Consider the following 25,807-nt stretch of genomic DNA (forward strand, 5'->3'; position numbering starts at 1 on the left):
AGTGGATAAATATTTGCAAATAAAAACAATTATGAGAGGAGGGTGTAGACGGTTAGCGGCAGTAGTTTCGAGTTTCGGCTGTGAAATGCGTGCAAATTACATTGAAAAATATTCTTGCTGCGAAAAATGGGGTGACGCTAGAATTGTCTCACTTACTCCTTGTTCCTATGCCCTGTAAACTTAACACTAATACACCACTCAACAAATTGAGAGCAAAAAAATTTGTATATGGAAATTTTTCTATATTTCATTATTATAATTATTTGAATATTCATACATAAGGAGGCAACATATGAGTTCCAACTGCAATGAAGAAAACTCCTGTAACACATGTGGTTCCGGCAGCAGCTGCGACACATCTGAGAAAGAAAAACATACTGAAGAAATTATCAAAAAGAAGTTATCTAAAATCGATAACAAATTAATGGTAATGAGCGGAAAAGGAGGAGTGGGCAAATCAACAGTTACTGTCAATCTGGCAGCCATGCTTGCTTCACTGGGAAACAAAGTCGGAATTATTGATGCAGATATCCACGGACCAAATATTCCGAAGATGCTGGGCATCAAAGAAAAAGGAGTTCTTTCAACCTCCGAAGGGATCATACCCTTTGAACCAATAGCCAATTTAAAGGTGATGTCTGTTGCGTTTCTTCTGAAAAATGACGACGACGCTGTTATCTGGAGAGCACCCTTAAAACACAGCCTGATTCAGCAGTTTGTAAGTGACGTGGAATGGGGAAATCTGGACTACCTTATCATAGATCTGCCCCCCGGTACAGGTGATGAGCCTTTAAGTGTTACCCACATCATGGGGGAAATTGACGGAAGCATAATTGTAACAACACCACAGGAAGTCGCTCTGCTGGATGCAAGAAAGTCAGTAACATTCAGCAGAAAGATAAATGTGGAAACACTTGGCATAGTTGAAAATATGAGTGGATTTGTCTGTCCTCATTGCGGAGAAAAAACAGAAATATTTAAAACAGGAGGCGGGAAAAAGGCTGCACAAGAACTAAGTGTAGATTTTCTGGGGAGTATTCCTCTCGATCCGCAACTTGTTGCAAACGGTGACGATGGTACACCTTACGTTGTAAAAAATGAAAACAGTCCTGTAACAAAAGCATTCCAGTCCGTGGCTGAAAAAATAATGAAAAAATCCTCCCTTAAATCCTGAAATGCGGCAATCTCATGTCCCTCAGGAGAGATTGCTTCGCTACGCTCGCAATGACGGCATAGGGGATTGCTTGCTAAACCTGCCCTGTTAATGCTGCTTCCGGCAGTATTAACAGGGTTCACCCCTACTGCCCCTGATACCTCAACAACCTATAATTACATCCAAAGCTTTTCTATCACCCATAACGATGTATTACGCCAAATTATTGAATTGTTGATAGTAATTAACTATACTTTATATAGTTAATAATATGTTGCTTTTGTATTATTCAAAACTTTTCAAGTGCTATAATATAGTTTTAATCTATGCATATTTTGGATATTCCACATTATTTAGCGTAACAACTAATATTTCTTGTTTTCAATAATATATAGTAATAAATTATAAGTATAAGCTTAATTACTGCATACCAAAAGGCTTAATATCCTTAATTTATAATACTTATTGACAATTCATTTTTTCTATATTATGCTTTTCTAAAATAAAACAGAGGTTGTTAATGAGAATAAAGAAATTAATGTCAGCCAATAGAGGCGAAATTTCAATAAGAACTTTCAGGGCTTGCACAGAGCTTGGAATCAGAACCGTAGCCATTTATTCCGAAGAGGACAAATATTCCCTCCACCGTTACAAAGCCGATGAGGCCTACCTTGTAGGTGCAGGACTTGAGCCTGTACAGGCGTATCTTAATATCGATGAAATTATTGATTTGGCATTAAGAAAAAACATCGACGCAATTCATCCCGGATACGGTTTTTTGTCGGAGTCTTACGAATTTGCCGAAGCCTGTGACAAAGCAGGTATTGTGTTTGTTGGACCCAAGCCGGAAACGTTAAAAATTTTCGGAGATAAACAAACCGCCAAAAATCTTGCCAAAGAATGCAATGTGCCCGTCATAGAAGGTTCTGACGGCGAGGTAAAAAATTATGAAGAAGCTGTAAAAGTTGCCAAATACATTGGATATCCCGTATTGCTCAAAGCGACTGCAGGAGGCGGCGGCCGAGGTATCAGAGTTGTTGAAAGCGAAAAAGATTTAAAAGATAATTTTGAAGCATCCAAAAGAGAAGCTCTTAAAGCTTTCGGCAAAGACGGCATCATCATTGAAAAATATATAAAGAATCCCAAACATATAGAAGTACAGCTGCTTGCGGATAAATTCGGCAATACTTTTCATTTGTATGAAAGAGACTGCTCCATTCAGCGAAGGCATCAAAAGGTAATCGAAATTGCTCCTTCAATAAACATCCCTAAAGATGCCCTGGACAAACTCTATGAAGATTCAGTCAATATAGGCAAGAGAGCAAACCTTGTCAGCGCTGCAACAGTTGAATTCCTGGTGGATGAAAAAGGGAAACATTACTTTCTGGAAGTCAACCCCCGTATTCAGGTTGAACATACTGTAACGGAACTTATTACTGGTGTTGATATAGTACAGGCACAGATTTTTATCGCAGCCGGTGAAAAATTGAATTATCCGCTTATAGGCTTAAACAAACAATCTGATGTATACAAACACGGATTTGCTATACAAAGCCGGGTCACAACTGAGGATCCTGAAAATCAGTTTATGCCGGATACCGGTGAAATTGAAGCCTACAGGACTGCTGCCGGCTTCGGAGTGCGTTTGGATGCAGGTAGCGGTTTTGCAGGGGCGGTAATTTCACCACACTATGATTCCCTTCTTGTAAAAGTATCCTCATGGGCAACCACCCTGGAGCAGGCCGCCAGAAAAATGGATAGAGCACTGAAAGAATTCCGTATCAGAGGTGTAAAAACAAACATTCAGTTTCTTGAAAATGTTGTCATGCATGAAGACTTTATAAAGGGTACTTTTAACACAAATTTTGTGGATAATACCCCGGAATTATATAGATTCAAGGAGCAGAGAGACAGAGCAACCAAAGCATTGAAATTTCTTGCAAATAATATTGTAAACAACCCCTCGGGCGTTAAAATTACCGATGATGTTACTCTGCCTCCTATAAAATCTTTTCCTCCGAAATTTGGTGAAAAAATTCCGAGCGGAACCAAAGATATTCTGAACAGAAAAGGTGTTCAGGGGGTATTGGACTATATAAGACAGTCCCAGGAAGTTCTTTTTACTGACACAACATTCAGAGATGCTCATCAGTCACTGCTTGCCACAAGATTCAGGACAATCGATATGCTTAATATAGCTGATGCATACTCACATCATATGCACGAGCTCTTCTCGCTGGAAATGTGGGGTGGTGCAACATTCGACGTTGCATACAGATTCCTCAAAGAATCACCCTGGGACAGGCTGAGACTTTTAAGAGAAAAAATTCCCAATGTTCTTTTCCAAATGCTCTTAAGAGCTTCTAATGCCGTTGGATACACGAACTATCCGGACAACGTTGTAAAAAGATTTATAAAACTTTCAGCCGACAACGGTATAGATGTCTTCCGTATTTTCGACTGTTTTAACTGGATCGAGCAGCTAAAACCGGCAATCGAGGAAGTGAAAAAACATGATAAAATCTGCGAGGCCTCCATATGCTATACAGGGGATATTTCCGATAAAAACAGAACAAAATATGATCTCGAATATTATATAAAATTAGCCAATGAGCTGGCTGCAGCCGGAACCGACATTATCGGTATCAAAGATATGGCGGGACTTTTAAAGCCATACGCATCCCAAACACTGGTAAAGGCAATCAAAGATGAAACGGGACTCCCCGTTCATTTTCATACACATGACACCAGTGGTAACGGAGAAGCTGCAGCACTTATGGCTATTGAAGCTGGAGCTGATGTAGTGGACGCCGCTGTAAGCTCCATGAGCGGACTTACGAGTCAACCCAATCTTGGTTCAATATATTCGGCAATTGAGTATACTGACAAAGCTTCGAGTCTGGACAAAATATGGAAGCAGAATATTTCAGACTACTTCGACAGGGTGAGAAGGTATTATTTCCCATTTGAAAGCGGCATGAAATCAGCATCAGCTGAGGTATATGACCATGAGATACCCGGCGGGCAGTATTCCAATCTTATTGTGCAGGTGGAAGCCATGGGCCTGATAGACAAGTGGGAAGAAGTCAGGAGGATGTATGCCGAAGTGAATGATGAACTGGGCGATATTATAAAAGTGACACCTTCCTCCAAGGTTGTTGGTGACATGGCTTTGTTTATGGTAAGAAACGAGCTGGAAATAAAAGATTTGTATGAAAAGGGCGAAACCCTTTCTTTCCCGGACTCCGTCGTAGCTTTTTTCAAAGGACTGCTCGGTCAGCCATACGGCGGATTCAACGAAAAACTCAGAAAGATAGTACTTAAAAATGAAAAAGCTATAAAAGAGAGACCCGGCGAAAAGCTTCCTCCCTACGATTTCAACAATGTTAAAAAACGTCTGGAGAAAAAATACGACAGAAAACTCTCGGACATAGATATAATTTCTTATGCTTTATACCCTCAGGTTTTTGAAGAGTGGTTAAATTTTACCGATGAATTCGGAGACCCCTCTATTTTCAGCACACGCTCCTTCTTCTACCCGTTGAAAAAAGAAGAAGAGATTCAGGTGGATATCGAAGAAGGAAAAACCCTTATTATTAAATATCTCGGTGAAAGCGAACCGGATGAAAAAGCATACCGAAAAATATTTTTTGAACTTAACGGTCAACCCAGAACGGTAAAAATAAAAGACGAAAAATTAACAGATGTTATTAAATCAAATGTAAAAGGTGATTCTTCGGATCCCAAACAGATTTGCGCAACCATGCCCGGAAAAATACTGAAAGTTAATGTGAAACAGGGAGAAAAGGTTGCCAAAGGCGATCTGCTCATCATCACCGAAGCTATGAAAATGGAAACAAAAATCACCGCCAGCTGTGACGGTGAAGTGGAAGAAATCTATCTGCATGAAGGAGATAAGATAGAATCGGGCGATTTGCTTATATCTCTTGCCTGATTTTCTCTTTCCATAGAGGCTGCAGAAAAAACTGCAGCCTCCCCTGCTCTATTAACCTATTTTTTCAACGCTGCACTCATATTTCCAATCCGTTCCCAGCTGCTCAAGCACTTTTTTTTCAGCATTACATACACCGGCAATATTAGCTTTCGTCTCCGGTCTTTTAGGTACAAACAAATGGCAGCAGTCAACCTCTTTTCTTATGGATATATCATATGTTCCTATATAACGGGCTTTCTTTACGATTTCTTCTTTATCCAGCCCCACCAAAGGCCTTAGAACAGTTAATCCAAAGACCTCGTCCACGCACAGCATATTTTCAAGCGTCTGACTTGCAACCTGTGCAAGGGCTTCACCAGTAACAACACCTTTAGCTTTTTCCGAGCGGGCGATATCTTCGGCAATACGCCCCATAAAGCGTCTGCTGACAACTGTCACGTACTTGTCAGGCACACATTTTTTAACGGCAAGCTGAACAGACGTAAAATTAACAAAATATGAAACTATCGGTTTACCGGCAAAATCTGCGAGATGTTTTATCAAATCTTTAACCTTCAGAATAGAACCTTCACCGGTATAAGGAGGTGTATGAAAATGCACGGGGATTATTTCACATCCACGCTTCATCATCATCCAGGAAGCAACGGGAGAATCAATCCCTCCTGAAAAGAGAGAAACAACTCTGCCTGCTGTTCCATACGGCAGCCCTCCCATGCCCCTTACCGCCTCTGTAAACACAATTACCGAGTCTTCAAAAATCTCAATATTTATAATCTGCTTCGGATTATGCACGTCAACGCTTGTCCCCCGGACTTCAGAGAGAACAAATTCTCCGATTTCACGGTTCAGATCAAGCGACTTGATGGGATAAGATTTATCATGACGTTTACTTCGGATTTTGAACGTGGAATCCTTTTCAGCTACTTTTAAAACACTTTTCTTTATTGAGTCAATATCTCTTGAAACAATATATCCCTGAAAGATAACCGTAATTCCGAAAATTTTTCTGACTTTTAAAATGAGCTCCTGAAGATTGGCATCATCAGTTTTTGCGATAACTGCATAACGTGCTCTGTATTTTTTAAATTCGTAAGGACCGGTTGTTTCTGCTTTCTCTTTTATTTTTTTTATGAGGATATTTTCAAAAATATTTCTGTTTTTCCCTTTAAGAATAAGTTCCCCGACACTTATAAGAAGACATTTTTTCATCACAACACCAGAGTTTCAGATGCCCACTGGATTTCATGTATAAGTTTATCGATATCCTCTTCCTTCACATCAGGATGTAAAGAAACCCTCAAAGCTGTTGCAGCTATGCCATCCGAGTAGCCCATATTTTTAAGCACCCTGCTGACACCTCCCTTTGCACATGCCGAAGCTGCCGATACATAAATCTCTTTGGAAGAAAGGTGATTAATCAATACCTCAGAAGGCAGCTTACCGGTTGAAAAATTAAAGATGTAATCCACAGAATTTTCAGGAGAATTTATATGAAAACGCATTTTATCACAGAAATCTACCATCTTTTTCTTCAGCTTTTTAAGATGATCCCCGTTTTCTTCGTACAATTTTGCAGTAGTTTTCAATGCCTGTATCAGAGTCAGCACAGCCACAACATTTTCCGTACCGCTTCTGAGACCGAATTCCTGTCCGCCGCCCACAATCAGCGGTTTGATTATTTCGGGATTTTTCACATACAGGCAACCGGCTCCTTTCATCGACCCAAGTTTATGCCCGCTGATACTGGCAAAATCAATGTTTTCAAGATTAACCGGAATTTTACCGAAACCCTGAACTATATCTGCGAAAACCAGGATATCTTTGGAATAACTTTTTATTTCATAGGCAAGTTTCTCCAGCTGATTGACAGCGCCCGTTTCATTATTCACAAGCATTACCGAACAAACTCTGACATCCTCATCAATAAACGGCTTTATATCCTCAAACTTCAATTCCTCTCTGTGGTGCTTAATATAAATGGTTTCCGCTCCCAACTCCGACGCACTTTCGGCACTTTCAATCACCGATTTATGCTCAAGATTGCTCAGCAGAATTTTATTTGCAGATTTATAATTAAGGCCTTTAAAAACCATGTTGGCGGCTTCTGTAGCTGAAGATGTGAAAATTATATTATTCGGAGAAACGTTCAGATAAAAAGCGAGCTGCCTTCTGGCATTCCCCAATGTCTCGCGTGTTTGAACCCCGGCAGAATACAGAGCCGAGGGGTTGAAATTATATCTGTCCAGTAAATCGGGAATCTTTTTCCTTATTTCACTGTAAACCGGTGTTGTAGCAGCATAATCAAGATATATCATACTTTAAAATTCAAATTTCTTAACAGGATCAAATGCTTTTGTGATCGGAAGCTTCAGAGCAAGTGATTCGACATTCCTGTTCTCCACCTCAGACTGTTTTATCACCTCACCGGCATTATTATATACAGTCAGCTCGTAATATCTCACATGTCTGTCATTATACATATCGAAAATCATAATACCTAATACCACTACAAAAGCGACATACCAATACTTCATATATTCGCCGCCAAAATATTTGGCAAATTTTCTTTCCTTTTTAGCCATCTAATCTCTCCACATTCACAAAAGTATCGTAGTAAGCAAGGCCGGTTTTTGAATCGGTTGGCATACTTTTACTCACCATGTTCGGCCACCCTTTTACAAGCTTTCTGTTCTTATATACGAGTATCGTTTTATTTTCAACCATATTACTAATCTTACACTGGCTCAAAAATTCACCGGTTTCGTTGTATACCCTAAGCAGATCACCATTTGAAACATTTAGTTCATCAGCATCCTTGCCGCTGATAAAAACATAATTGTCGATATTTCTGTACTTGTCTGCCAGCTGAGAGTTCAGATAAAAATAATGGGAAGCCGTAAGCAGTCTGAACTTATCCTTTTCCACGTGCGGCTCTTTCAGTTCAAGAGCTCTTTTTATGTATTTTCGGGACTTGACAGGTTCCGTTTTATTTTTCTTTTTCAGACTTACATCTGTATGCAGAATTTCACCGATACTGCAGGCAATCTGCACATCAGTAAGAGTCTCAGAATTCACTGCACCTCTTTCACCTTTTACATTAAAAAAATAACTTTCGCTAAAATCATCCTGGGCAAACATACCAGCAGATTTGATAAAATAATCCGCATATCTGCTTGTCTCTGTATAATTGGTATCTACGCAAATTAGGTTTTTATTGCCAAACTCCTTGACCTGTAACAGGGGCTCAGGATAGGTAATAACCGGATTTGCCCCCACCACAACATAAATATCAAAGAACCCTTCTCCCATTTTATGAGTGATATCTGCAATATTCACTCTGTTCTTTTTGACAATCTCCGGCTTATTAAGATTTTCCTGTGATGACTTTCCGTAATAAAGGAGCTGCTCATTGTTCGTGTATACAGCCAGCTTGTTTATCCAGTTTACAATATTGGCACCGTTTGAATATCGCTGCAAACCGAAACCTTGGATAAATGCCGTCTTGCCGCTCTTGACAGACTCCCTCAAATAATCAAAATCTTCAGATGAAAGTCCCGTTTTGTCAAAAATCCCCTCAACCTTATATCCCTGACCGGGTACAATTTCCTCCAGAAGTGCCGCTGCCAGTAACCCGTCGGCTCCGGGATTGATTCTGATAAATTTATCGGCAAGTTTTGCAGTGGCAGTCTTCACAGGATCAATATACACAATCTTTTTCCCGACTTTTTTCATCTTTTTCAAGTATGCATACAAATGCGGGCTGCAGTTTTTTGCATTTTTGCCAAACAATATAATCGTATCAGCTTGAATGAGATTCGTAATTCGGGGATTTTTTATGCAGCCAAAGTCTTCTATATGAGCAGATATCCCCGTTTCATCACAGGGACTACCCTCTACAAACCAGCAGTTAGGAAAACTGCTGAACAGTTTATCCCAATAATACATATTGTACCCTAAGCTCCCGGAACCTTTAATAAACAGAATCTTTTTATCACGGTTCCGCTTCAAAAACTGTGCAGTCTCCCAAACAGCATCTTTATGTGAGCAGAATTTTTGCTCTTCAGCGGCGTTTTTCAAAAACGATTTAACGTCGGAAAACTCCCTGTCAAAAAAGTGTTTAAGCTTTGTACATACAAAGGGCACATCAAGAAAATAATGTTGAGAAGGTTTTATATCAGCCTTTCCGCCTTTCACAGTTATATCAAAGGAGCACAAATCGGGACAATCTTTGGAACAGTACGACAACATATTTTCCTCTGAATACTTTTCAGTATAAATACCACAGAGATAATAATTTCACAAGATTAGAGAACGTTGAATTGCTTAATAGTGTATTGGCGGGCTGGTAAATTTGTGTATTGGTATATGGGTTGAGTGGTATATTTGGCATTAGTGGATTTGTTTCTTATGTTTTTACAACGTTGAGCCGACGCATTACGGTTTTACCCGTCACGGCTCTTATCCGAATCTTCCCGTGATATAATCTTCCGTCTGTTTTTTGGCCGGTTGAGTAAATATCTCCTGTGTGTCTCCAACTTCAATCAAATCACCCATATAGAAAAATGCCGTATAGTCAGAGACTCTGGCAGCCTGCTGCATGCTATGAGTAACAATTATTATCGTATAACGCTCCTTCAGCTCAAAAATCAGATCCTCAATTTTCTGTGTAGCAATAGGATCAAGTGCTGATGCCGGCTCGTCCATCAAAAGGATATCCGGCTGCATGGCTATGGCTCGTGCAATACACAGCCTCTGTTGCTGTCCGCCTGACAAATTGGTTGCCACTTCAGTAAGTCTGTCCTTCACTTCATCCCATAAACCTGCTTTGCGGAGGGATTCTTCCACGAGATCATCCATCTGAGGGCCTTTGTTGGCAATACCATGAATTTTAGGAGCATAAGCTACATTTTCATAAATACTTTTTGGAAAAGGATTGGGTTTTTGAAACACCATGCCAATTCGTTTTCTCAACTCCACCACATCTATTTTGGGGTCATAAATATCAACATCCCCGAACAAAATCCTTCCCTCTATTTTCGTATCGGGAATCAGATCGTTCATCCTGTTCAAACATCTTAAAAATGTACTTTTTCCACAGCCTGAGGGTCCTATAAGTGCAGTTACATGATTTTTCATAAAATCCAGACTTATATCATTCAGAGCTTTAAAATCACCATAATAAAAACTCATCTTTTCCACTTTTACCATTACATCGGCGGACATTTTTCCTCCAGTAAAAATCGTATCATTTGTCTACCATTTCTTTTCGTTCTTATTTCTCAACCAGATAGCAGCCGCGTTTAATGTTAATAAAATTGCAAGCAAAACGATAATGGCAGCAGCAGTCCTCTCGACATAAGCTCTCTGGGAAGCTGAAGCCCATGTATAAATCTGGGCGGGAAGAACTGTTGCAGCATCAGTGAACGAATCCGGAGCTTCCGGAATATAAGCCATCATCCCCACAAGCAGCAACGGAGCTGTTTCGCCCATGGCTCTGGCAACCCCTAAAATTGTACCGGTCAGAATTCCCGGTACAGAAACAGGCAGTATGTGATGCCAGATCATCTGCCATTTTGATGCACCTACAGCCAGCGCACCGTGTCTGATCGAATCAGGTACAGCCTGAAGCGAGGCTCTGGTGCTGATAATTATAACAGGAAGTGTCATAAGAGACAGCGTCAATCCTCCCGCCAAAGCTGAAGATCTGGGCACACCGAAAAAATTGATAAAAACTGCCAACCCCAGTAAACCAAATAAAATGGAAGGTATGGCCGCCAGGTTATTTATATTAACCTCAATGGAGCGGGTAAGCATATTGTCAGGAGCGTACTCCTCAAGATATATTGCAGACATTACCCCGATAGGTACACTGAAAAGAACAGTCAGAATTATTACATAAAGCGTTCCCACGGCTGCAGAAAAGATACCTGAGATTTCCGGAAGCTTTGAGTCACCGTTGATGAAAAAATATTTATTAAAGGCAAGCTCAATCTTCCCCGCATTCTTCAATTTGTCTATTTTCTGCTTGTCACTGCTGCTGAGACCGTTAGGCTGGCCTTTAATATACTGATCCACAGAGTCCTTTGCCACAACCCAGCGTGTTACTGTTTTGCCCATCAAGTCAGGGTTATTCTCCACTTGTGAAGGAATCATTCTCACAAAACCGTGACTGACAAAATCCCTCACTTCCTCGTTTACTGCCAAAGGGGGGATTTCCACGGTTTCCATTGTATATGTGACTTTCGCTTTTATCTCTGTTTGCATAAAAGCGGTATAACCTTTACTGACAATATCAGTAAAAAAGAAAATCAAAAATCCCAGAGACAGAAGCAATGCTGCAAAACCGTAAAATTTGAAGCGTTTTTCCGCTCTGTACCTTTTTTTATTTGCCTGCGAAGACTCAATAAGCGATGACATTAACACACACTCTATTCATATTTTTCTCTGAATTTTCTGACAATGATAGTTGATATAATATTTAAAATCAAAGTAAGTATTAGTAAAACAAAGCCGAGGCCAAATGCAGACAGTGTTTCCAGACTGTCAAAAGACTGATCGCCTGTAAGAGAATCCACAATTCTCACGGTAACTGTGGTCATACCTTCCAGTGGATTAGCTGTCAGATTGGGTCTCAATCCTGCAGCCATAACAACAATCATAGTCTCCCCGATAGCTCTGGAAACAGAAAGAAGAAATGCTGATACAATCCCCGGCAGTGCTGCAGGCAATATGACCCTTTTGGTTGTTTCGGCCACTGTTGTACCTAAAGCCAATGACCCTTCTCTGAGACTGCGGGGTACAGCATTTATAACATCATCAGAAAGTGATGACATCAAAGGAATAATCATAATACCCATCACAAGGCCCGGTGAAAGCGCATTGGTATAAGCAGCTTCCAGACCAAAAAAAGCCGCAGCCTTAACAACCAGAGGGCTTACGGTAATTGCGGCAAAAAATCCGTATACAACTGTTGGAATACCAGCCAGAACTTCAAGAAGCGGTTTCATTATTTTTCGAAATTTTGGAGTTGCATATTCAGCCAGAAAAATTGCTGAAAAAAGTCCAATCGGAACAGCAACACACATTGCAATAAACGTTATCATAAACGTACCGGCGAAAATAGGAACGGCACCAAAATCGGCAGTAGCCGCCTGTTCCCCGCCTCTGCCGGCTCCGCTCAGAAAAGCCGTATCAGGATTCCATTTAGTTCCTGTAATAAAATTCCAGAAGCCAACAGCATCAAAAAATCTCAGCGCTTCAAATAAAATGGAAAGAACAATGCCCACCGTCGTCATAATAGAAACAAGAGATGCAGCAATCAAAGACCACTTTATAACATTTTCCACTTTATTACGTGCTCTGAAATCCGGGGATATTTTCTTTAAACCAAATGCAAAACCTGATGCCACCAAAACAATACATGCAGCAATAAGTATAAACGGGCTTACAGAGTAAATACCGGTAACATGTAACAGACCGGCAGCGACAGCCGCCACCATCGAAGGCACACCCATAATTACCACAACAAACCATCCGTGCATGTACGGTCGGGAATGAATGGATATATTTTGATTTTCCCAGACAGATGCTTTTCTGGATGCTATAATATAGGCTATATAAGCTAACGGAACTATGCCGCCCAGCACAATAAATATAAGATTCCCCAAGCTCAAATCTTAAACTCCCTGAAAACTATAAAGAGCCGGCAAAAACCGGCTCTCCTATATATTATTTTTCTGAACTTATTTCAAGTCTGATAATTGAAGCTCTTTTCTGTTTTCCCAGTTTTTCCTGACTTCTTCCCTTTTTTCCTTAGGCAGAGGTATCAAGCCTATATTTTTCAGATAGCCGTATTCCCCAATCATCTTTTCACTGAGAAAAAGATCAACATAAGCATCTATACCGGGAACTTTTCCGATATGATCTTTTTTAACATAGAAATACAAACTTCTGGATACAGGATATTTTCCGCTGGATATATATTCAGGCTTAGGTTCATATCCTTCAATTATTGCTCCCTGTATCCTGCCCTGATTTTCCTCAAGGAATGAATATCCAAATATACCAATTGCATCCGGATCCTTTGTGAGCCTTTGGACTATAAGGTTATCATTTTCACCAGCAGGCACATAAGCCCCGTCCTGACGAATCTTGGTATATTCACCTCCGTAAGCAGGAATTTCCTCGGAAGCAGCCTCCATGACCAATCCTTCAAAAGCATCTCTTGTCCCTGAAGAAGTCGGAGGACCGTATATCAAAATTTTAGTGTGCGGCAAATCAGGATTAATCTCGTCCCAGTATTCATAAGGATTCTTCACCAGTTTACCATTTTTCGGTACTTCAGCTGCAACAGCCAGAAGTATATCTTCTCTGCTTAATTTAAGTCTTTCGGCCTTTTCATTGTTTGCCAGAACAATTCCGTCATATCCGAAAACCACCTCAATAATTCCGTCAACTCCGTTGTCCATGGCCCTTTTAAACTCTGAAACCTTGATACGTCTTGACGAATTGGTAATATCAGGTGTGTCAATACCGTCTCCTGCCCATGTTAATTTGTGTCCGCCACCGGAACCTGTTGACTCGATAACGGGGGTGGGATACTTGGTTGTTGCCCCGAATTCTTCTGACACATAACTTGCAAAAGGATAAACCGTACTTGAACCCACAATTCTGATCTGATCCCTAGCCGAGGCGAAACTACTGGCGAAAACAACCATTGCCACAGCTATCAGCATACTTTTCAACAAACGTTTCATGTAAGAACCTCCTTTTTTTAAACGTTTTTCCAATCATTTGCCTGATTGTGAATGATTAAATTAATAGTGCTAACATGTTATATATATGTAATGTGCATGTAAAATTTTTGTAAAATGAGGAAACTATGGTTTTCTCAATAAATTTTAAAGACACTGCATACTTCATGTAATTAAAATACTTAAAGATTATTTGACAACTTCCTAACAATTTTCTGATTCTTTTTGTTTAAAATTATAAAAATAAAACTTCAAGTTTCGTACTTTGCTATGTCATTGCGAAACCGAGCACTTAAGAATCTAAGTGCTCGGTTGTGGCAATCTCAAAATAATATAAAAAAGAGATTGCTTCGTCGTTACAACTCCTCGCAAAGACTTGCAACAGGAACAATGAGCAAAACGTAATAAAATATTTAATAATTTGAAGGTGGCATTATGACTAAATCAAAGAAAAAAAATTTTGTACTCGATACAAGCGTAATTCTTCACTCCCCGTATTGTTTAGATTCTTTTGAAGATAATAACATTTACATCCCTGCAATAGTACTTGAGGAGCTGGATAATCTCAAAACAGGCTTTGATTCAAGAAGCTACAACGCAAGGGAATTTATTAGGCAGCTTGAAAATTACAGGTCTACAGGGGATCTGCTGGGAGGAGTAAAACTCAAAAACGGAGGCAAGCTCTTCGTCAGATTCCACATAGAGGATAAGGGTGCACCTATAGAATTAGGGAAAAATATTAATGATAACTTTATCCTCAAAGCAGCACTAAATTTAAAAAGTAAATCATCCAGAACAACTGTTTTGGTATCAAAAGATGTAAACCTCAGAATTAAAGCCGAGGTTATAGGGATAAAAGCTGAAGATTACTACCACGAGAAATCTTTTCAATGCTTAAACAGTAACGACATAATGTACGTTTCTTCAGATGAAAATATCGATAAAATATATGAAAAAAATTTTATCGACATAGATGAGATTGAAGTCCAGTTTAACCAAAACTCAGAGACTTTGCCCGACTATGCAATAGTAGCTTCCCTTATGAACAGTAAAAAAACAGCTCTGTGCCGTATTGTTAATGAGAAATCATCGAAAAAACTGGAACTTCTGAAAAATCAACCGGCAAATTTCTATATATCACCTCTTAATTATAAACAAAAATTTCTTTATGATGCCCTTATGCGGGATGATATCAAACTTGTATTTGCAATCGGCTTCGCGGGGACAGGGAAGACACTGTTATCAATTGCTTCCGGATTATCACAGGTATTAACCCAAAAATACAAAAAAATGGTGATAACACGGTCTCATGTGCCTATGGGCAGAGATCTGGGATATCTTCCAGGGAATCTTAACGAAAAGCTGGAACCGTGGCTTAAACCCATTTATGACAATATGGAGCTTATTCTTGACAATATAAGCGAGGACAAACAACCTGTAAGTAAGGATAACGCACTTCTGAAAAAACATATGAATGAATTGACACTGGATTACCTGAAAAGTACAAATTTTGTAGAGGTGGAAGCAATAAACTTTATCAGAGGCAGAACTTTCCACGACTCCTTCCTGATAATCGATGAAGCGCAAAATCTTACACCTCATGAAGTTAAAACAATAATTACCCGAGCGGGGCAAAACACTAAAATAGTTATGACAGGAGATCCTTCCCAAATAGACAACCCTTACCTGGATGAAAAAGATAATGGTTTGGTTTATAGTTCTGAGAGGTTTAAAAAGAATAAATCAAAGATTGCAGCCTCGATTATACTCGATAGATGTGAAAGAAGCGAAATCGCCCAGGAAGCCTCCGATTTTCTAAATTAAATGGAAGAGTAGAAGAGTGGAAGAGTGGAGGAGTGGTATGTTAGTGCTAAGCATTAAGTTCTAAGTGCTAAGTTTACCATGTTAAACCAGCTTTTATGTTTAACTGGGGTGCAAAGTGCTAAGTTTATTTAAACTATGAATAACAACGAATAACGTTGAACCTTGAACGTTGAACGTTATATGTTGAACGTTTTTTGCGTTTCTTTCTAAAATAAACTGGAAAGTCCTAATATGTTTTCAAAATCCCATATGTTCATAAAAAAAGCGTTAAACTGCTCCCGCCTCAGCTGTTCCATCTCCCTTTTCCAGAAAAAAAGATTTGAAACAGGGTAAAGGTATCCGAAACCGTAAGATGTAAAGCTGTCAAATCTTTCTGATATATATCCATCAAATCTGTAATATCTCTTTTGCTCTTTTACCAGTTTAAGTGCACTCTGATAAACAAAAGACATTTCTGTCATTTTCGCATTATATCCTTTTATATTTCCCAAAGATTTATATGCGGAAGCTGTAAGCAGCAAATATTTAAATTTAGCCCTCAATGCTGTCACTGTAAGGGCATTGTTCAGCTCGTCAGCTAAATCTGACAACACTTTGTTCTCAATATCATCAATTTCCCTATCAATTAAACTGCTGAGGGTTATTGCTTGCTTGTAAAATTCTTTCAGCATCATGATATTTTTATTCTCCGCTATATTTGCGGCATTTTTTGTGTTCATTGACAAAATCTCTTTCATGGTAAATACAGGTCTCGGCTGGAATCCTCTGTTAAAAGGCGGGGGAAGTTCTGAAAAAGGCGCTGCTGCCGGCAAATATTCAAGCAGCTTTTCATCAATCAAAAACTCCATCTGCAGATCAAGTGATTTGCCGAACAAGCGTGATAATAGATTTTTACCAAATAAGAATTCGAAAATATTAATTTTCTCAGAGCCTGGATTTTCTGTGTTCCCAGTCCATGACCATTTTGCCACAGCCCAGTCAATTAACCAGTACCCCCATTCCCAGCCCGAAGAAAACGTCAAATGTCCGGCTATATCTTTACCTTTTAAAAGCATTATATCATTCCACCTAGAAGTCAGATATGGTAAAAACAAATTGGGAATTGAATTATCGAATGTAACCCAGTATGAAGACTCTGGCCAATACCATACATCTCTTTCTCTGTTATAATGCAAAAGTTTGCTGTACATAAACCGAAAATTCTTATTTTCATAGGCGGGGGCATAGTTGTCCTTAAGGGCATAGCACATAACCGTATGAATCAATATTCCGGTATTATCGCTCATTATATTACAATTACCGTCATGTAATATTCGTTTTTCATCTTTTATTACATGTGTTGCAAGAAAAACCTTGCTTGAATAATCCCTCTCAATTTTTCTTATCAGGTATTGTATTTCGTCCGAATGTGTAACCCTTAAATCCGGCAAAAATTCTCCCATGGTGGTATCAATGGAAACAAAATCCCAGTCGGACTTGAACAACATTGAAAGTTTCTCGTCGATCTGCCTTTTATAATTATTCTTAAACAGCGTAACAAACTGAAAAGCATTCTGCTGTATCATGCTGAATGACGTCATTATGCCTGCCTTCACCCCATAATTGTGTGCTCTTTCAACAAGTTCAGGAGCATAATCCGACCATTTTTCCAAATTCACAGTCCGTAAAAGATAAAACTGAAAAACATTTTGACCGTTTCTTACAAGCCATTTCAGATAATTGTCTATTTTCTCCATAGCCCCTGCTCTCCAGGGTGCATGCAGATATTCAGTAAGTTCAGTGGGATGAAGTGTATGCAGATGAAAGCCGCGATTCTTAAAGTTAGGATATTTATTATAGCTTATATTCTCCAATAAAATTCTGCGGGGAATTACAGTTTGTTCCGGATGTACAAAACGAAAACCTGCGGCATCCTGAAGAAAAGAGTACACACCGTAAACAATATTCTGTTGAGTACTCCCGGAAATTTTTATTTTCCAGTAACTATTGGTCTTAATAACCGATACTTTAAAACCGTTTTTAATTTTTTTATTAACTTCCAAGAAAAAAATAAGCGGATATCCCGCCTTTGTTCTGTCCAAAAGGTCGGCTGAGTCTGAAATAGCATTTGACAGCGCCGAAATAACAGTCAGATTATCACTCAAATGAAAAAACGTTTCAGCGCCAAAAGAAAATTTAGCCAAAACCAAAAACATCAAAATAATCAATATTTTTCTCATAAGAAATCTTTATATATGTTTAAAGTGGAATTTTTAAGCAATTTGTTGTCATTTACAACTTTTTTACATTTATACATCATTAAATAATGTTTTTCTTCATTTTCCAGAAAACGGAATAATATCCCCTTATAACTGTAAATAAAGGGTTTAAAATAAAATTTTGCCGGAATAGTACTTCACTTTCTGAGTTATTAAGAATTTTCATCCTGTCCAAAATCAAAAACAATTTTTTACAATTATTTAAAGTTTTTATCACAAAATCTTAATATTTTTCCTTAGTATAAATTAAAAAGCGGAGGTATTATGAGTGATAAATTAACTAAAGCAGATTTGCATCTCCATTCAATGTATTCCAGCCGTCCTTCGGAGTGGTTTTTGAAAAAGCTCGGTGCTTCAGAATCTTATTCAAAACCTGAAGATCTTTACAAACTTTCAGTTCAAAGGGGGATGAACTTTGTAACCATTACCGACCATAATGAAATAAAGGGTTCACTGGAACTAAAGGAAAAATACCCTGAAAATGTTATTACAGGTGTGGAATCAACAGTATATTTTCCGGAAGACGGGTGCAAAGTTCATATCCTGACTTACGGTCTTGATTATGAACAGTTTAAAAATATCCAGGAAATACGCACAGACATATACACGTTTAGAGATTTTATAAAGCAGGAGAATCTTGCATACTCTGTAGCTCATGCAACATATTCGGTAAACGGAAAGCTGTCAAAAGAACATTTGGAAAAGCTTATTCTCCTTTTTGATATTTTCGAGGTAAGAAACGGAAGCAGAAGCGAGTTGCATAACAATTCATGGCTGGCAATTCTGGGAGGACTAACGGAAAGCTACATCGAAGACATATACACCAAACATAAAATTGAACCAATAAGTGATGATCCATGGCTAAAAGGATTTACAGGGGGGTCTGACGACCATGCGGGACTTTTTGCTGGCAAAACTTACACCATTTCAAAGGAAACAAATATCGATAACTTCTTAGAAAGTATCAAAAACAAAAAAACAATGGCTTCAGGTAGAACCAATAACTTCCAAGGCCTTGTATTTGCTATTTATAAAATAGCCTGCGATTTTGCCAGACAAAAAAACAAAACTTTTAAAAAATCCAGTATTCAGGAAATTACCAGCTTAATTTTTGAGAAAACTAAGCTCAGTTTCAGAGATAAAATAAAACTTAGCAAAATGAAATCTAAAAAGAAAAGTGCTGTTTATAAAGCAATTGCTGAGCTTGTGGAAAGTGTTCAGAGTACAGATACTGACAATATAGATAGAAGACTGGATTTGATTTATGAAAAAATCACCGACAGTACAGATCAGATTTTTAAAATACTGCTGAAATCATTTGACAAAGGTGTCACAAATCTGGATGTTGTGAAAATGGGGAAATCAGCTTCTTCTGCTATACCGGGAATTTTCATAACAATGCCTTTTTACACTTCTTTTAAGCACATGTATGCCGGCAAAGAGATGATAGAAAGTCTCAAAAAGGACGTTTTAGATGATAAATCTCTAAAAAGGAATAATATTTTATGGTTTACAGATACAATAAATGATCTTAATGGGGTTTCCGTAACACTTCAAACGATTGCAAAGAAAGCTTTTGAAGTGGATTCAAATTTGATGTTTGTTGCCACACTCAAAGATAAAAAAATCCCTGAGAATCTGCCGGGACAAATTGAAATAATTCCATCAGTGCATAATCTGAAAATGCCATACTACAACCATTTAGAGATAAAAATTCCCTCAATGCTGAGACTATTGAAGTTTGCGTATGAATTTAATCCCGATGAGATTTACATTTCGACTCCCGGACCCATGGGACTTGCGGGGCTTCTGATTGCAAACCTCCTGGATATAAAATGCACAGGAATTTATCATACCGATTTTGCCTGTGAGGTTAGTGAAATCGCTCGGGATAAAAACATTACAGATATTGTAGATACTTACACAAACTGGTTCTTTTCAAAAATGAATAAAACACTTGTACCCACAAACGAATATATGCAAAAACTTGAAAACAAAGGGTTCAGCAAAACGAATCTGGGTTACTTTAAAAGAGGAATTGAAACAGATATCTTCAGACCCCATTCCAAGACTGAAGAAAAAGGGTTCTTTAAATTGCTCTATGTAGGTAGGATATCCAAAGATAAAAACATGGATTTTCTCATTGAGTTTTTTGAAAAACTTCAAAAAAGAATAAAGGATGTAAAACTTGAAATAGTTGGAGATGGTCCTTATTTCAAAACGTTATACAAAAAAGTAAAACGGAATAAGGATATTATACTTAAAGGTAAGATGGATTATGAAGATTTACCTGAAATCTATAATTCAGCAGACCTTTTGGCATTTCCCAGCGTTACTGATACATTCGGAATGGCTGTTTTGGAAGCTCAGGCATGTGGAATCCCCGCACTGGTATCAAACATTGGCGGCCCCCAGGAAATAATAAAAGATGGAGAAACCGGTTTCATTGCCCCTGTAAACAAAGATGTCTGGCTCCACATTACAGCAAACGTTATCGAGATGAAAAGAAATAACTATACTGAATATCTTAAACTAAAAAAGGCATCTAGAAATCGTGTCATTGAAAAATACGACCTGAACAAAATTCTCAAGAAGCTTTTGGACACGGACACATGCACAGAAGAAAAACAGGTAAAAGTAAGAAAGCTGGAAAGTATAAAAAATGCACTGAGCGCTTAAGGTTTATTCTTCCTGTATACATATTTCTTTTCTTCTAACAGCTTTAACAGTCCTGTAACTGACATATATTATTATTAAAGTTAAAATTAATAACATAATGATTGCTAAAACATTAAAGAAAAATATGTGTGTTTTGTGATACATAAGTATTGTAGCAACAGTGAAAGCCACAGTTGGAAAAGTGTAAGCCCACCATGAAATATAAAATTTTATCTTTGAATACACTTTTACCTGGGTAAATACAACTATTACCAGGAAAAAAGAAATATAATATAGCACTCTGGCAAATCCGTCCAGTGCTCCGGTAATATTTACATATGCAATAAATGCAATTGCGGGAGGAGCATAAAGGATAAAAAATGTAGGAATCAGTTTATCCGGCAGCGGATTATGGAAAATAATTCTGTTGAAAACTATAATAAACAATGCAATCCACATTACCAAACCGATACTGAAAAAGAACCATGATATTTCTATAAAACCGTGCTGAGAACCTGCAATAGGAACCAGTACATTCCCTACTATAGGTATAAACCAGGCCGGATTCAAGTGATGGAACTCAAACTTTGTATGTCTGATCCATATGTACATAATCACAACTGATGAAATAATCTGCAATAGTGCTCCTACAAACCAGAAATATTTGGATAATCCTGTATTTAAAGGATAATAAATAATAGCCAGAATTAAAAAAAGCTTTGCCAATATAGGGTAGAAATTGATTTTTATTGGATGGTTAAACTCATTTTTAACCTCTTCAGGGTATTTTAAGCATTTGATTGCATAAACCACCAGGAAAAAGACAAAAAGTAGTATTGTAAAATACAAAAAGGGCTTATATAGAGGAAATCCAAAATCAAATATATGCTCACTTTTTTGTAAAGCAAGACTGTACCCCATTAAGCCTAATAATACTGCCAAAAAATTTATAGGAAAATTTCCAAGCCTGCTGTTACTGTTTTCAGACATACAACACCTCGTGATTTTCAATTATTCATATATTGAAATATGCAGATAACAACTCTGTTGTCAAGTAAAACGTTATTGGCGCCCTCCCATTTTTTAACAGCTATGCCAATAAGGGGGCTTTCACTCATATTCGAGATCGGAACTCGTAACTACTGCCAGTAACCGCCTATGCCCTCCTCTCATAATTCTTATCATTAGCAAATATTTGCTCAGTTACAAGTTTCATTCACAGGGTATGATCGTTAACTGGCAGTACGTTCCTCAGACATCGATCTCTTCATTCGTGGAAATCCCCCTTATTGATCTAAAGTATTGGCAGACTATTTAAATGTGCAATTTTTGGGAGGTTGCTAAAAACGTTACGCTTTTAAAGGTAAGCTTTGTTATTTTTAAGCGGAAAAGTGTCAAAATAATGAACGGATATACCAAACACAACCCCGCCCAAGAGTAAATACATATAGTATGTAAAAAAACGCCATAATATTACAGTCATTCCTATGAGTTGTACCGGAAGAAAAAATGTAAGTACTGCTGAAGCCATTATTTCAACTCCACCGGAGCCACCCGGGAGAAACAGCATATGGCCTATTGATATAAATATCCCCTGAATCAAAAAAAGAAAAAAGACACCCTCATCCGCTCCTAATTCATAAGCGATAAGAGGCAAGATTCCATACCTGCATATCCACTGGGTAAAACTAAAGAAGCTCACTGCAATTAAAGCGGATTTTCTCCTGCGGAACAATTCTTTAAAACAGCTGTAACTTTTCTTTATTTCAGACAGCACATTGAATTTTTCAAAAAAAGCAATAAACTTCCTTTTAAACTTTAACATTATTATCGATAAAATTATAAAGCAAAACAAAACAATTACAGCAACAATTTCCAAATGATTCAGCAGAGCCGGAATAATAAGTTTATTCTCCGCAGAACCCAAAAATTCATTTAGTAAATTGTTTCCAAAAAAAACAAAGAAGATAGGAATAAAAAGTATAATAAAAATCATAATATCTATTAGATTCTCCAATGCAACTACACTTATAATTTCTGAAGGAGCCAAGCCGGTTTTCTTCAAAAAAGCGAACTGAACCACATTGCCCCCAAAACCGGAAGGGGTGGCAGCCACTGCAAATTCAGAGGAAAAAGAAATCATAAAAGATTTTCGTAAAATCACCGGGTAATCCAATGCCTTTAAAAGAGTAAATAATCTGAGGCTTTTGGAAAACCATGCAAAAAAAGTCATGAAAAACAGTAAATACCAGATTTTATAATCCATATTTAAAGCAAAGCCAAAGCTTAATTTACTCCGGTTCAGAAAAAGAATTACCGTTATAACAGAAACAGATATCCCGGCAGCAAACAGTGACCACTTAAGTATTCTTTTTATTGATTTTCTTAAATCAGTCTGATTCTGCATATAAGCCCGATAACTCCTTGTATGTTAAAAAATTCCTTCTTTTTTTCAGGTGAACTATCTCTGCTAAAAGCTGTTCTTTCAAAATTGGTGTTTCCAGATCACCGGGATGCACCGACACCCTCACAATTGGGGAAAAAACGGAAATAAAACTGAAAAGCCTTGCCCATATGATTGAGAGAAGCTTTCTCAAAAGACTGCGTGAAGTTAAAGATAAAACAGGGGCTTTAAGAAATATATCTGATTTCAGCAGTAAAATACCTGTTAATTTAGTAGTATAGGTTAAACCAGCATTTTTTAAGGTTTTTAAGGTATTGTCGTTAACAAGCCAGGCCGGTGCCACAAAACCATAAGCTTTCAAGCCGTTGCAGCGGAATGACTCCAAGCCTTTCCTGATTCTGCTTTCTGCATCATAATAGCTAATTCTGTAAAATTCTCCCTCATGTGCGGTGTAAATACTGCTTATGATATTTTTAAATATACTGTCTTTTTTAATCTCTTCATAATGGTAATATCCATGCAATACAATTTCATGTCCCTGAGACTGTTTCTTCTGAAGCCATCGGACAAATTTCAGGTCGGAAGATAAATCATGTTCTTTGTGCATATAGGGGACTACAAGTAAAGAAACAAAATAGACACCCAACTCATTCAGCTTTTTTATGAACTCGTTAAAGATATGGTAATTTCCTGCATGGACATCGTGCAGGGAAACAACAAAGAATTTACCAGACATTTCAGGTAACGTCCTTTATAAAGGTGGCAATGTAAACATTTTTATCCAATATCTTGTCAAATTTAGTTGTTCTCCTTGAATTAAACAGTTTAAAGCCAAATCTTTCAAATGTACGCACATCTCTTCTGTCATCATAAATCTGCGTTTGAAAGGCAATTTTATGAACACCGTTCCCTTCAGCCTTTGACAGCAGTGTCTTCAGTAATTTCAGTGAAACACTGCCATCTCGGTATTTTTTTGCAATATTCATGTGAAAGTGAGCTGCCATGAGAGGTATACGTGGTGTTTCTCTGAATCCTTTCAGAAAGAACCACTTCAAAAAGTTTCTGTCATTTTTAGTCAGTTTACCCTTAGAAAAACTCAGCATAAGCCTGAAAAAGAGTTTAATGTTTGTAAAAAACATACCCAAAAACAAATATCTTACAGGATGAAAAGACCCTATAATATAACCTGCAATCTCACCATCCTCCAGAGCTGCAAAGCAGTTTTCCGGCTCATAGTCCAGATAGTATTTTGTGAAAAAATCGGCAAAAATTTCTCCTTCGCTGAAAACAGATTTTACATTGCTGCCCATAAAACCTGTTTGTCTGCATATCTGTCTTACATGTTCTTTTAAGTCATCGGATACGTTTACTATCTCAACCTTCAACGGGCACCTTCTTCACACTCTTGCCGGGTTGGTAAATCTGAATTTTTTCCGGTTTTCAAAAGATTCTCATATTCATTAATAAGATTCTCATAGAAACTGCCTTTGCCGAATTTTTCACGCACACGAACAGCAATATTATTACTGCTATCTTCCCTGTTATTTTTTACCAGAACTTCACTAATTTTTGCAGCCAGGGGCTCTGTTCCAAAAGTTTTAACAAGGTTATTCTTGTTGAGGGTTACATACTCCAAACCGCTTTTTTCAAAAGCTACGCAATCGGTTCCGCACGCCTGAGCCTCCAGCAGACTGAGCCCGAACGTCTCGGACATACCCGGATGAACAAACAGATCAGCTGCAGAATAAAGCTCTCTGAGTAATTCTTTGTCATTAATATAATAAATATACTTTATTTTCGGATTCCCGCGGCTTATCTGTTCAATTAACCGTCTTTGTTCTCCATCCCCAGCAACAATAATGTAAATATCAAGTTCTTTGATTAATTCAGGTACAGGAGAAAGAGCGGATACATTTTTTTCTCTTGCAATTCTCCCAACATACAAAAGTAATCTGGCATTTTCCGGTATACCGTATTTCCTGTAAATTTTATGTTTGCTGCTTACAGGATAAAAAAATTCTGTATCCACTTCAAAAGGATTAAGTTTTAGATTATCAACTCCGAGTTTCTCCAAATAATTTTTAAAATCCGGATTGGTAACAAGCGTTATATTCATATTGGAATAAAACCATTTAAGATATTTTAAAATCATAAAATGAAAAGGACAGAAACAAAAAGATGGTAAAAATTTTAAAACACTTCTTTTTATAGCTCCCGGAATGTCAGAATGATAAAAACCCGCAACATGCACTTTATTCCTTCTGCCGGCAATCAGAGCAAGTATACCGGGAATATATGGATCCCCGGTTTCGATAATATCCGGGTTTTCATCATTTAGTATCTTATAAATTTTTTTTAGACTAATAAAAAAACGATAACTTTCAGAAAAAGGGAGCTTCGGGGATTTAATATAATAGGTTTTGAGGTTGTTTTCTTCTACAGTTTTGTTCTCGTGCCACGGAATAATCAATATATGCTTAAAATCCGCTTTTTTGTGGAAAAAAGAACGCTTATGATTTAAATAAGTTTTAACTCCCCCGCTGATTGGGCTGTACAGCTGAGTAATATCGCAAATTTTCATAAAATAAATCTACAAAATAACAGTCAGAAAAATATCAACTAATTGCAAAGATAATGTCAAATAGAGATTACCTGTATTTTAATCCAAATATTTATTGAGCAATTTAAATACTTCAAAACATTTAAAAATTTAAGCATGTAGTAAATACAAGCAACTGAGAAATCAAATTTACAGGTAAATTACATAAAGACAATATCTTTTTAACATTGCACATTTATTAT

18 protein-coding genes are annotated in these 25,807 nt (G+C 37.8%); 4 read left to right on the forward strand and 14 right to left on the reverse strand.

Going from position 1 to position 25,807, the window contains the following annotated elements; all coding sequences use genetic code 11:
• Positions 1-292 precede the first annotated feature (292 nt).
• Positions 293-1,174, forward strand: coding sequence for an Mrp/NBP35 family ATP-binding protein (locus UMU13_RS07205; protein WP_328218120.1), 882 nt, complete (start codon positions 293-295; stop codon positions 1,172-1,174).
• A 499-nt stretch (positions 1,175-1,673) separates the two neighbouring features.
• Positions 1,674-5,108: a pyruvate carboxylase gene (locus UMU13_RS07210; protein WP_328218121.1), complete on the forward strand. Its 3,435-nt coding sequence runs from the start codon at positions 1,674-1,676 to the stop codon at positions 5,106-5,108.
• A 51-nt stretch (positions 5,109-5,159) separates the two neighbouring features.
• Here the strand turns inward: UMU13_RS07210 and thiI are convergent, their stop codons facing one another.
• The 8 genes from thiI to UMU13_RS07250 all read right to left on the reverse strand — a co-directional run bounded on the left by thiI (position 5,160) and on the right by UMU13_RS07250 (position 13,864).
• Entirely contained in the window at positions 5,160-6,317 is a 1,158-nt protein-coding gene (gene thiI, locus UMU13_RS07215; protein WP_328218123.1) for a tRNA uracil 4-sulfurtransferase ThiI, read from the reverse strand.
• Positions 6,317-7,423, reverse strand: a complete 1,107-nt coding sequence (locus UMU13_RS07220) for a cysteine desulfurase family protein (protein ID WP_328218124.1) — start codon at positions 7,421-7,423, stop codon at positions 6,317-6,319. Before UMU13_RS07220 ends, thiI begins: the two co-directional genes overlap by 1 nt.
• 3 nt (positions 7,424-7,426) lie before the next feature.
• Positions 7,427-7,690 (reverse strand): hypothetical protein, encoded by a 264-nt coding sequence (locus UMU13_RS07225; RefSeq protein WP_328218126.1) that lies wholly within the window; start codon positions 7,688-7,690, stop codon positions 7,427-7,429.
• Positions 7,683-9,356, reverse strand: a complete 1,674-nt coding sequence (locus UMU13_RS07230; protein WP_328218129.1) for a molybdopterin-dependent oxidoreductase — start codon at positions 9,354-9,356, stop codon at positions 7,683-7,685. The genes UMU13_RS07225 and UMU13_RS07230 overlap by 8 nt, the downstream gene beginning before the upstream one ends.
• A 210-nt stretch (positions 9,357-9,566) precedes the next feature.
• Entirely contained in the window at positions 9,567-10,331 is a 765-nt protein-coding gene (gene pstB / locus UMU13_RS07235) for a phosphate ABC transporter ATP-binding protein PstB (protein WP_328218130.1), read from the reverse strand.
• Positions 10,332-10,361: 30 nt separating this feature from the next.
• Complete coding sequence (gene pstA, locus UMU13_RS07240; protein ID WP_328218132.1) at positions 10,362-11,525, reverse strand: phosphate ABC transporter permease PstA; 1,164 nt, start codon at positions 11,523-11,525, stop codon at positions 10,362-10,364.
• 11 nt (positions 11,526-11,536) lie between these two features.
• Positions 11,537-12,781 carry a phosphate ABC transporter permease subunit PstC gene (pstC, locus tag UMU13_RS07245; RefSeq protein WP_328218134.1) on the reverse strand — a complete coding sequence of 415 codons (1,245 nt, stop codon included), beginning with the start codon at positions 12,779-12,781 and terminating at the stop codon, positions 11,537-11,539.
• A 69-nt stretch (positions 12,782-12,850) separates the two neighbouring features.
• The gene (locus UMU13_RS07250) at positions 12,851-13,864 is read right to left on the reverse strand and encodes a PstS family phosphate ABC transporter substrate-binding protein (protein ID WP_328218136.1); all 1,014 of its coding nucleotides are present in this window, start codon (positions 13,862-13,864) and stop codon (positions 12,851-12,853) included.
• Positions 13,865-14,296: 432 nt separating this feature from the next.
• Between UMU13_RS07250 and UMU13_RS07255 the strand changes: the two genes are divergently transcribed.
• Entirely contained in the window at positions 14,297-15,685 is a 1,389-nt protein-coding gene (locus UMU13_RS07255) for a PhoH family protein (RefSeq protein WP_328218138.1), read from the forward strand.
• A gap of 206 nt (positions 15,686-15,891) precedes the next feature.
• Here the strand turns inward: UMU13_RS07255 and UMU13_RS07260 are convergent, their stop codons facing one another.
• A complete protein-coding gene (locus tag UMU13_RS07260) occupies positions 15,892-17,904 on the reverse strand; it encodes a hypothetical protein (protein WP_328218140.1) in 2,013 nt (670 codons plus the stop codon).
• A gap of 303 nt (positions 17,905-18,207) precedes the next feature.
• On the opposite strand from UMU13_RS07260, the gene UMU13_RS07265 reads away from it, so the two are divergent.
• A complete protein-coding gene (locus UMU13_RS07265) occupies positions 18,208-20,622 on the forward strand; it encodes a glycosyltransferase (RefSeq protein ID WP_328218142.1) in 2,415 nt (804 codons plus the stop codon).
• A 3-nt stretch (positions 20,623-20,625) separates the two neighbouring features.
• Here the strand turns inward: UMU13_RS07265 and UMU13_RS07270 are convergent, their stop codons facing one another.
• The 5 genes from UMU13_RS07270 to UMU13_RS07290 form a co-directional block, all read right to left on the reverse strand.
• Entirely contained in the window at positions 20,626-21,591 is a 966-nt protein-coding gene (locus UMU13_RS07270) for an SLAC1 anion channel family protein (protein ID WP_328218143.1), read from the reverse strand.
• Between the two features lie 367 nt (positions 21,592-21,958).
• Complete coding sequence (locus UMU13_RS07275) at positions 21,959-23,008, reverse strand: lysylphosphatidylglycerol synthase transmembrane domain-containing protein (protein WP_328218144.1); 1,050 nt, start codon at positions 23,006-23,008, stop codon at positions 21,959-21,961.
• Positions 22,992-23,741 carry a polysaccharide deacetylase family protein gene (locus UMU13_RS07280; RefSeq protein WP_328218145.1) on the reverse strand — a complete coding sequence of 250 codons (750 nt, stop codon included), beginning with the start codon at positions 23,739-23,741 and terminating at the stop codon, positions 22,992-22,994. Before UMU13_RS07280 ends, UMU13_RS07275 begins: the two co-directional genes overlap by 17 nt.
• 1 nt (position 23,742) lies before the next feature.
• Complete coding sequence (locus UMU13_RS07285; RefSeq protein WP_328218146.1) at positions 23,743-24,390, reverse strand: hypothetical protein; 648 nt, start codon at positions 24,388-24,390, stop codon at positions 23,743-23,745.
• Positions 24,387-25,586, reverse strand: a complete 1,200-nt coding sequence (locus tag UMU13_RS07290) for a glycosyltransferase (RefSeq protein WP_328218147.1) — start codon at positions 25,584-25,586, stop codon at positions 24,387-24,389. Before UMU13_RS07290 ends, UMU13_RS07285 begins: the two co-directional genes overlap by 4 nt.
• Positions 25,587-25,807: the final 221 nt, after the last annotated feature.

Source organism: Flexistipes sp. (assembly GCF_036172515.1).
In the GTDB taxonomy this organism is placed as follows: domain Bacteria; phylum Chrysiogenota; class Deferribacteres; order Deferribacterales; family Flexistipitaceae; genus Flexistipes.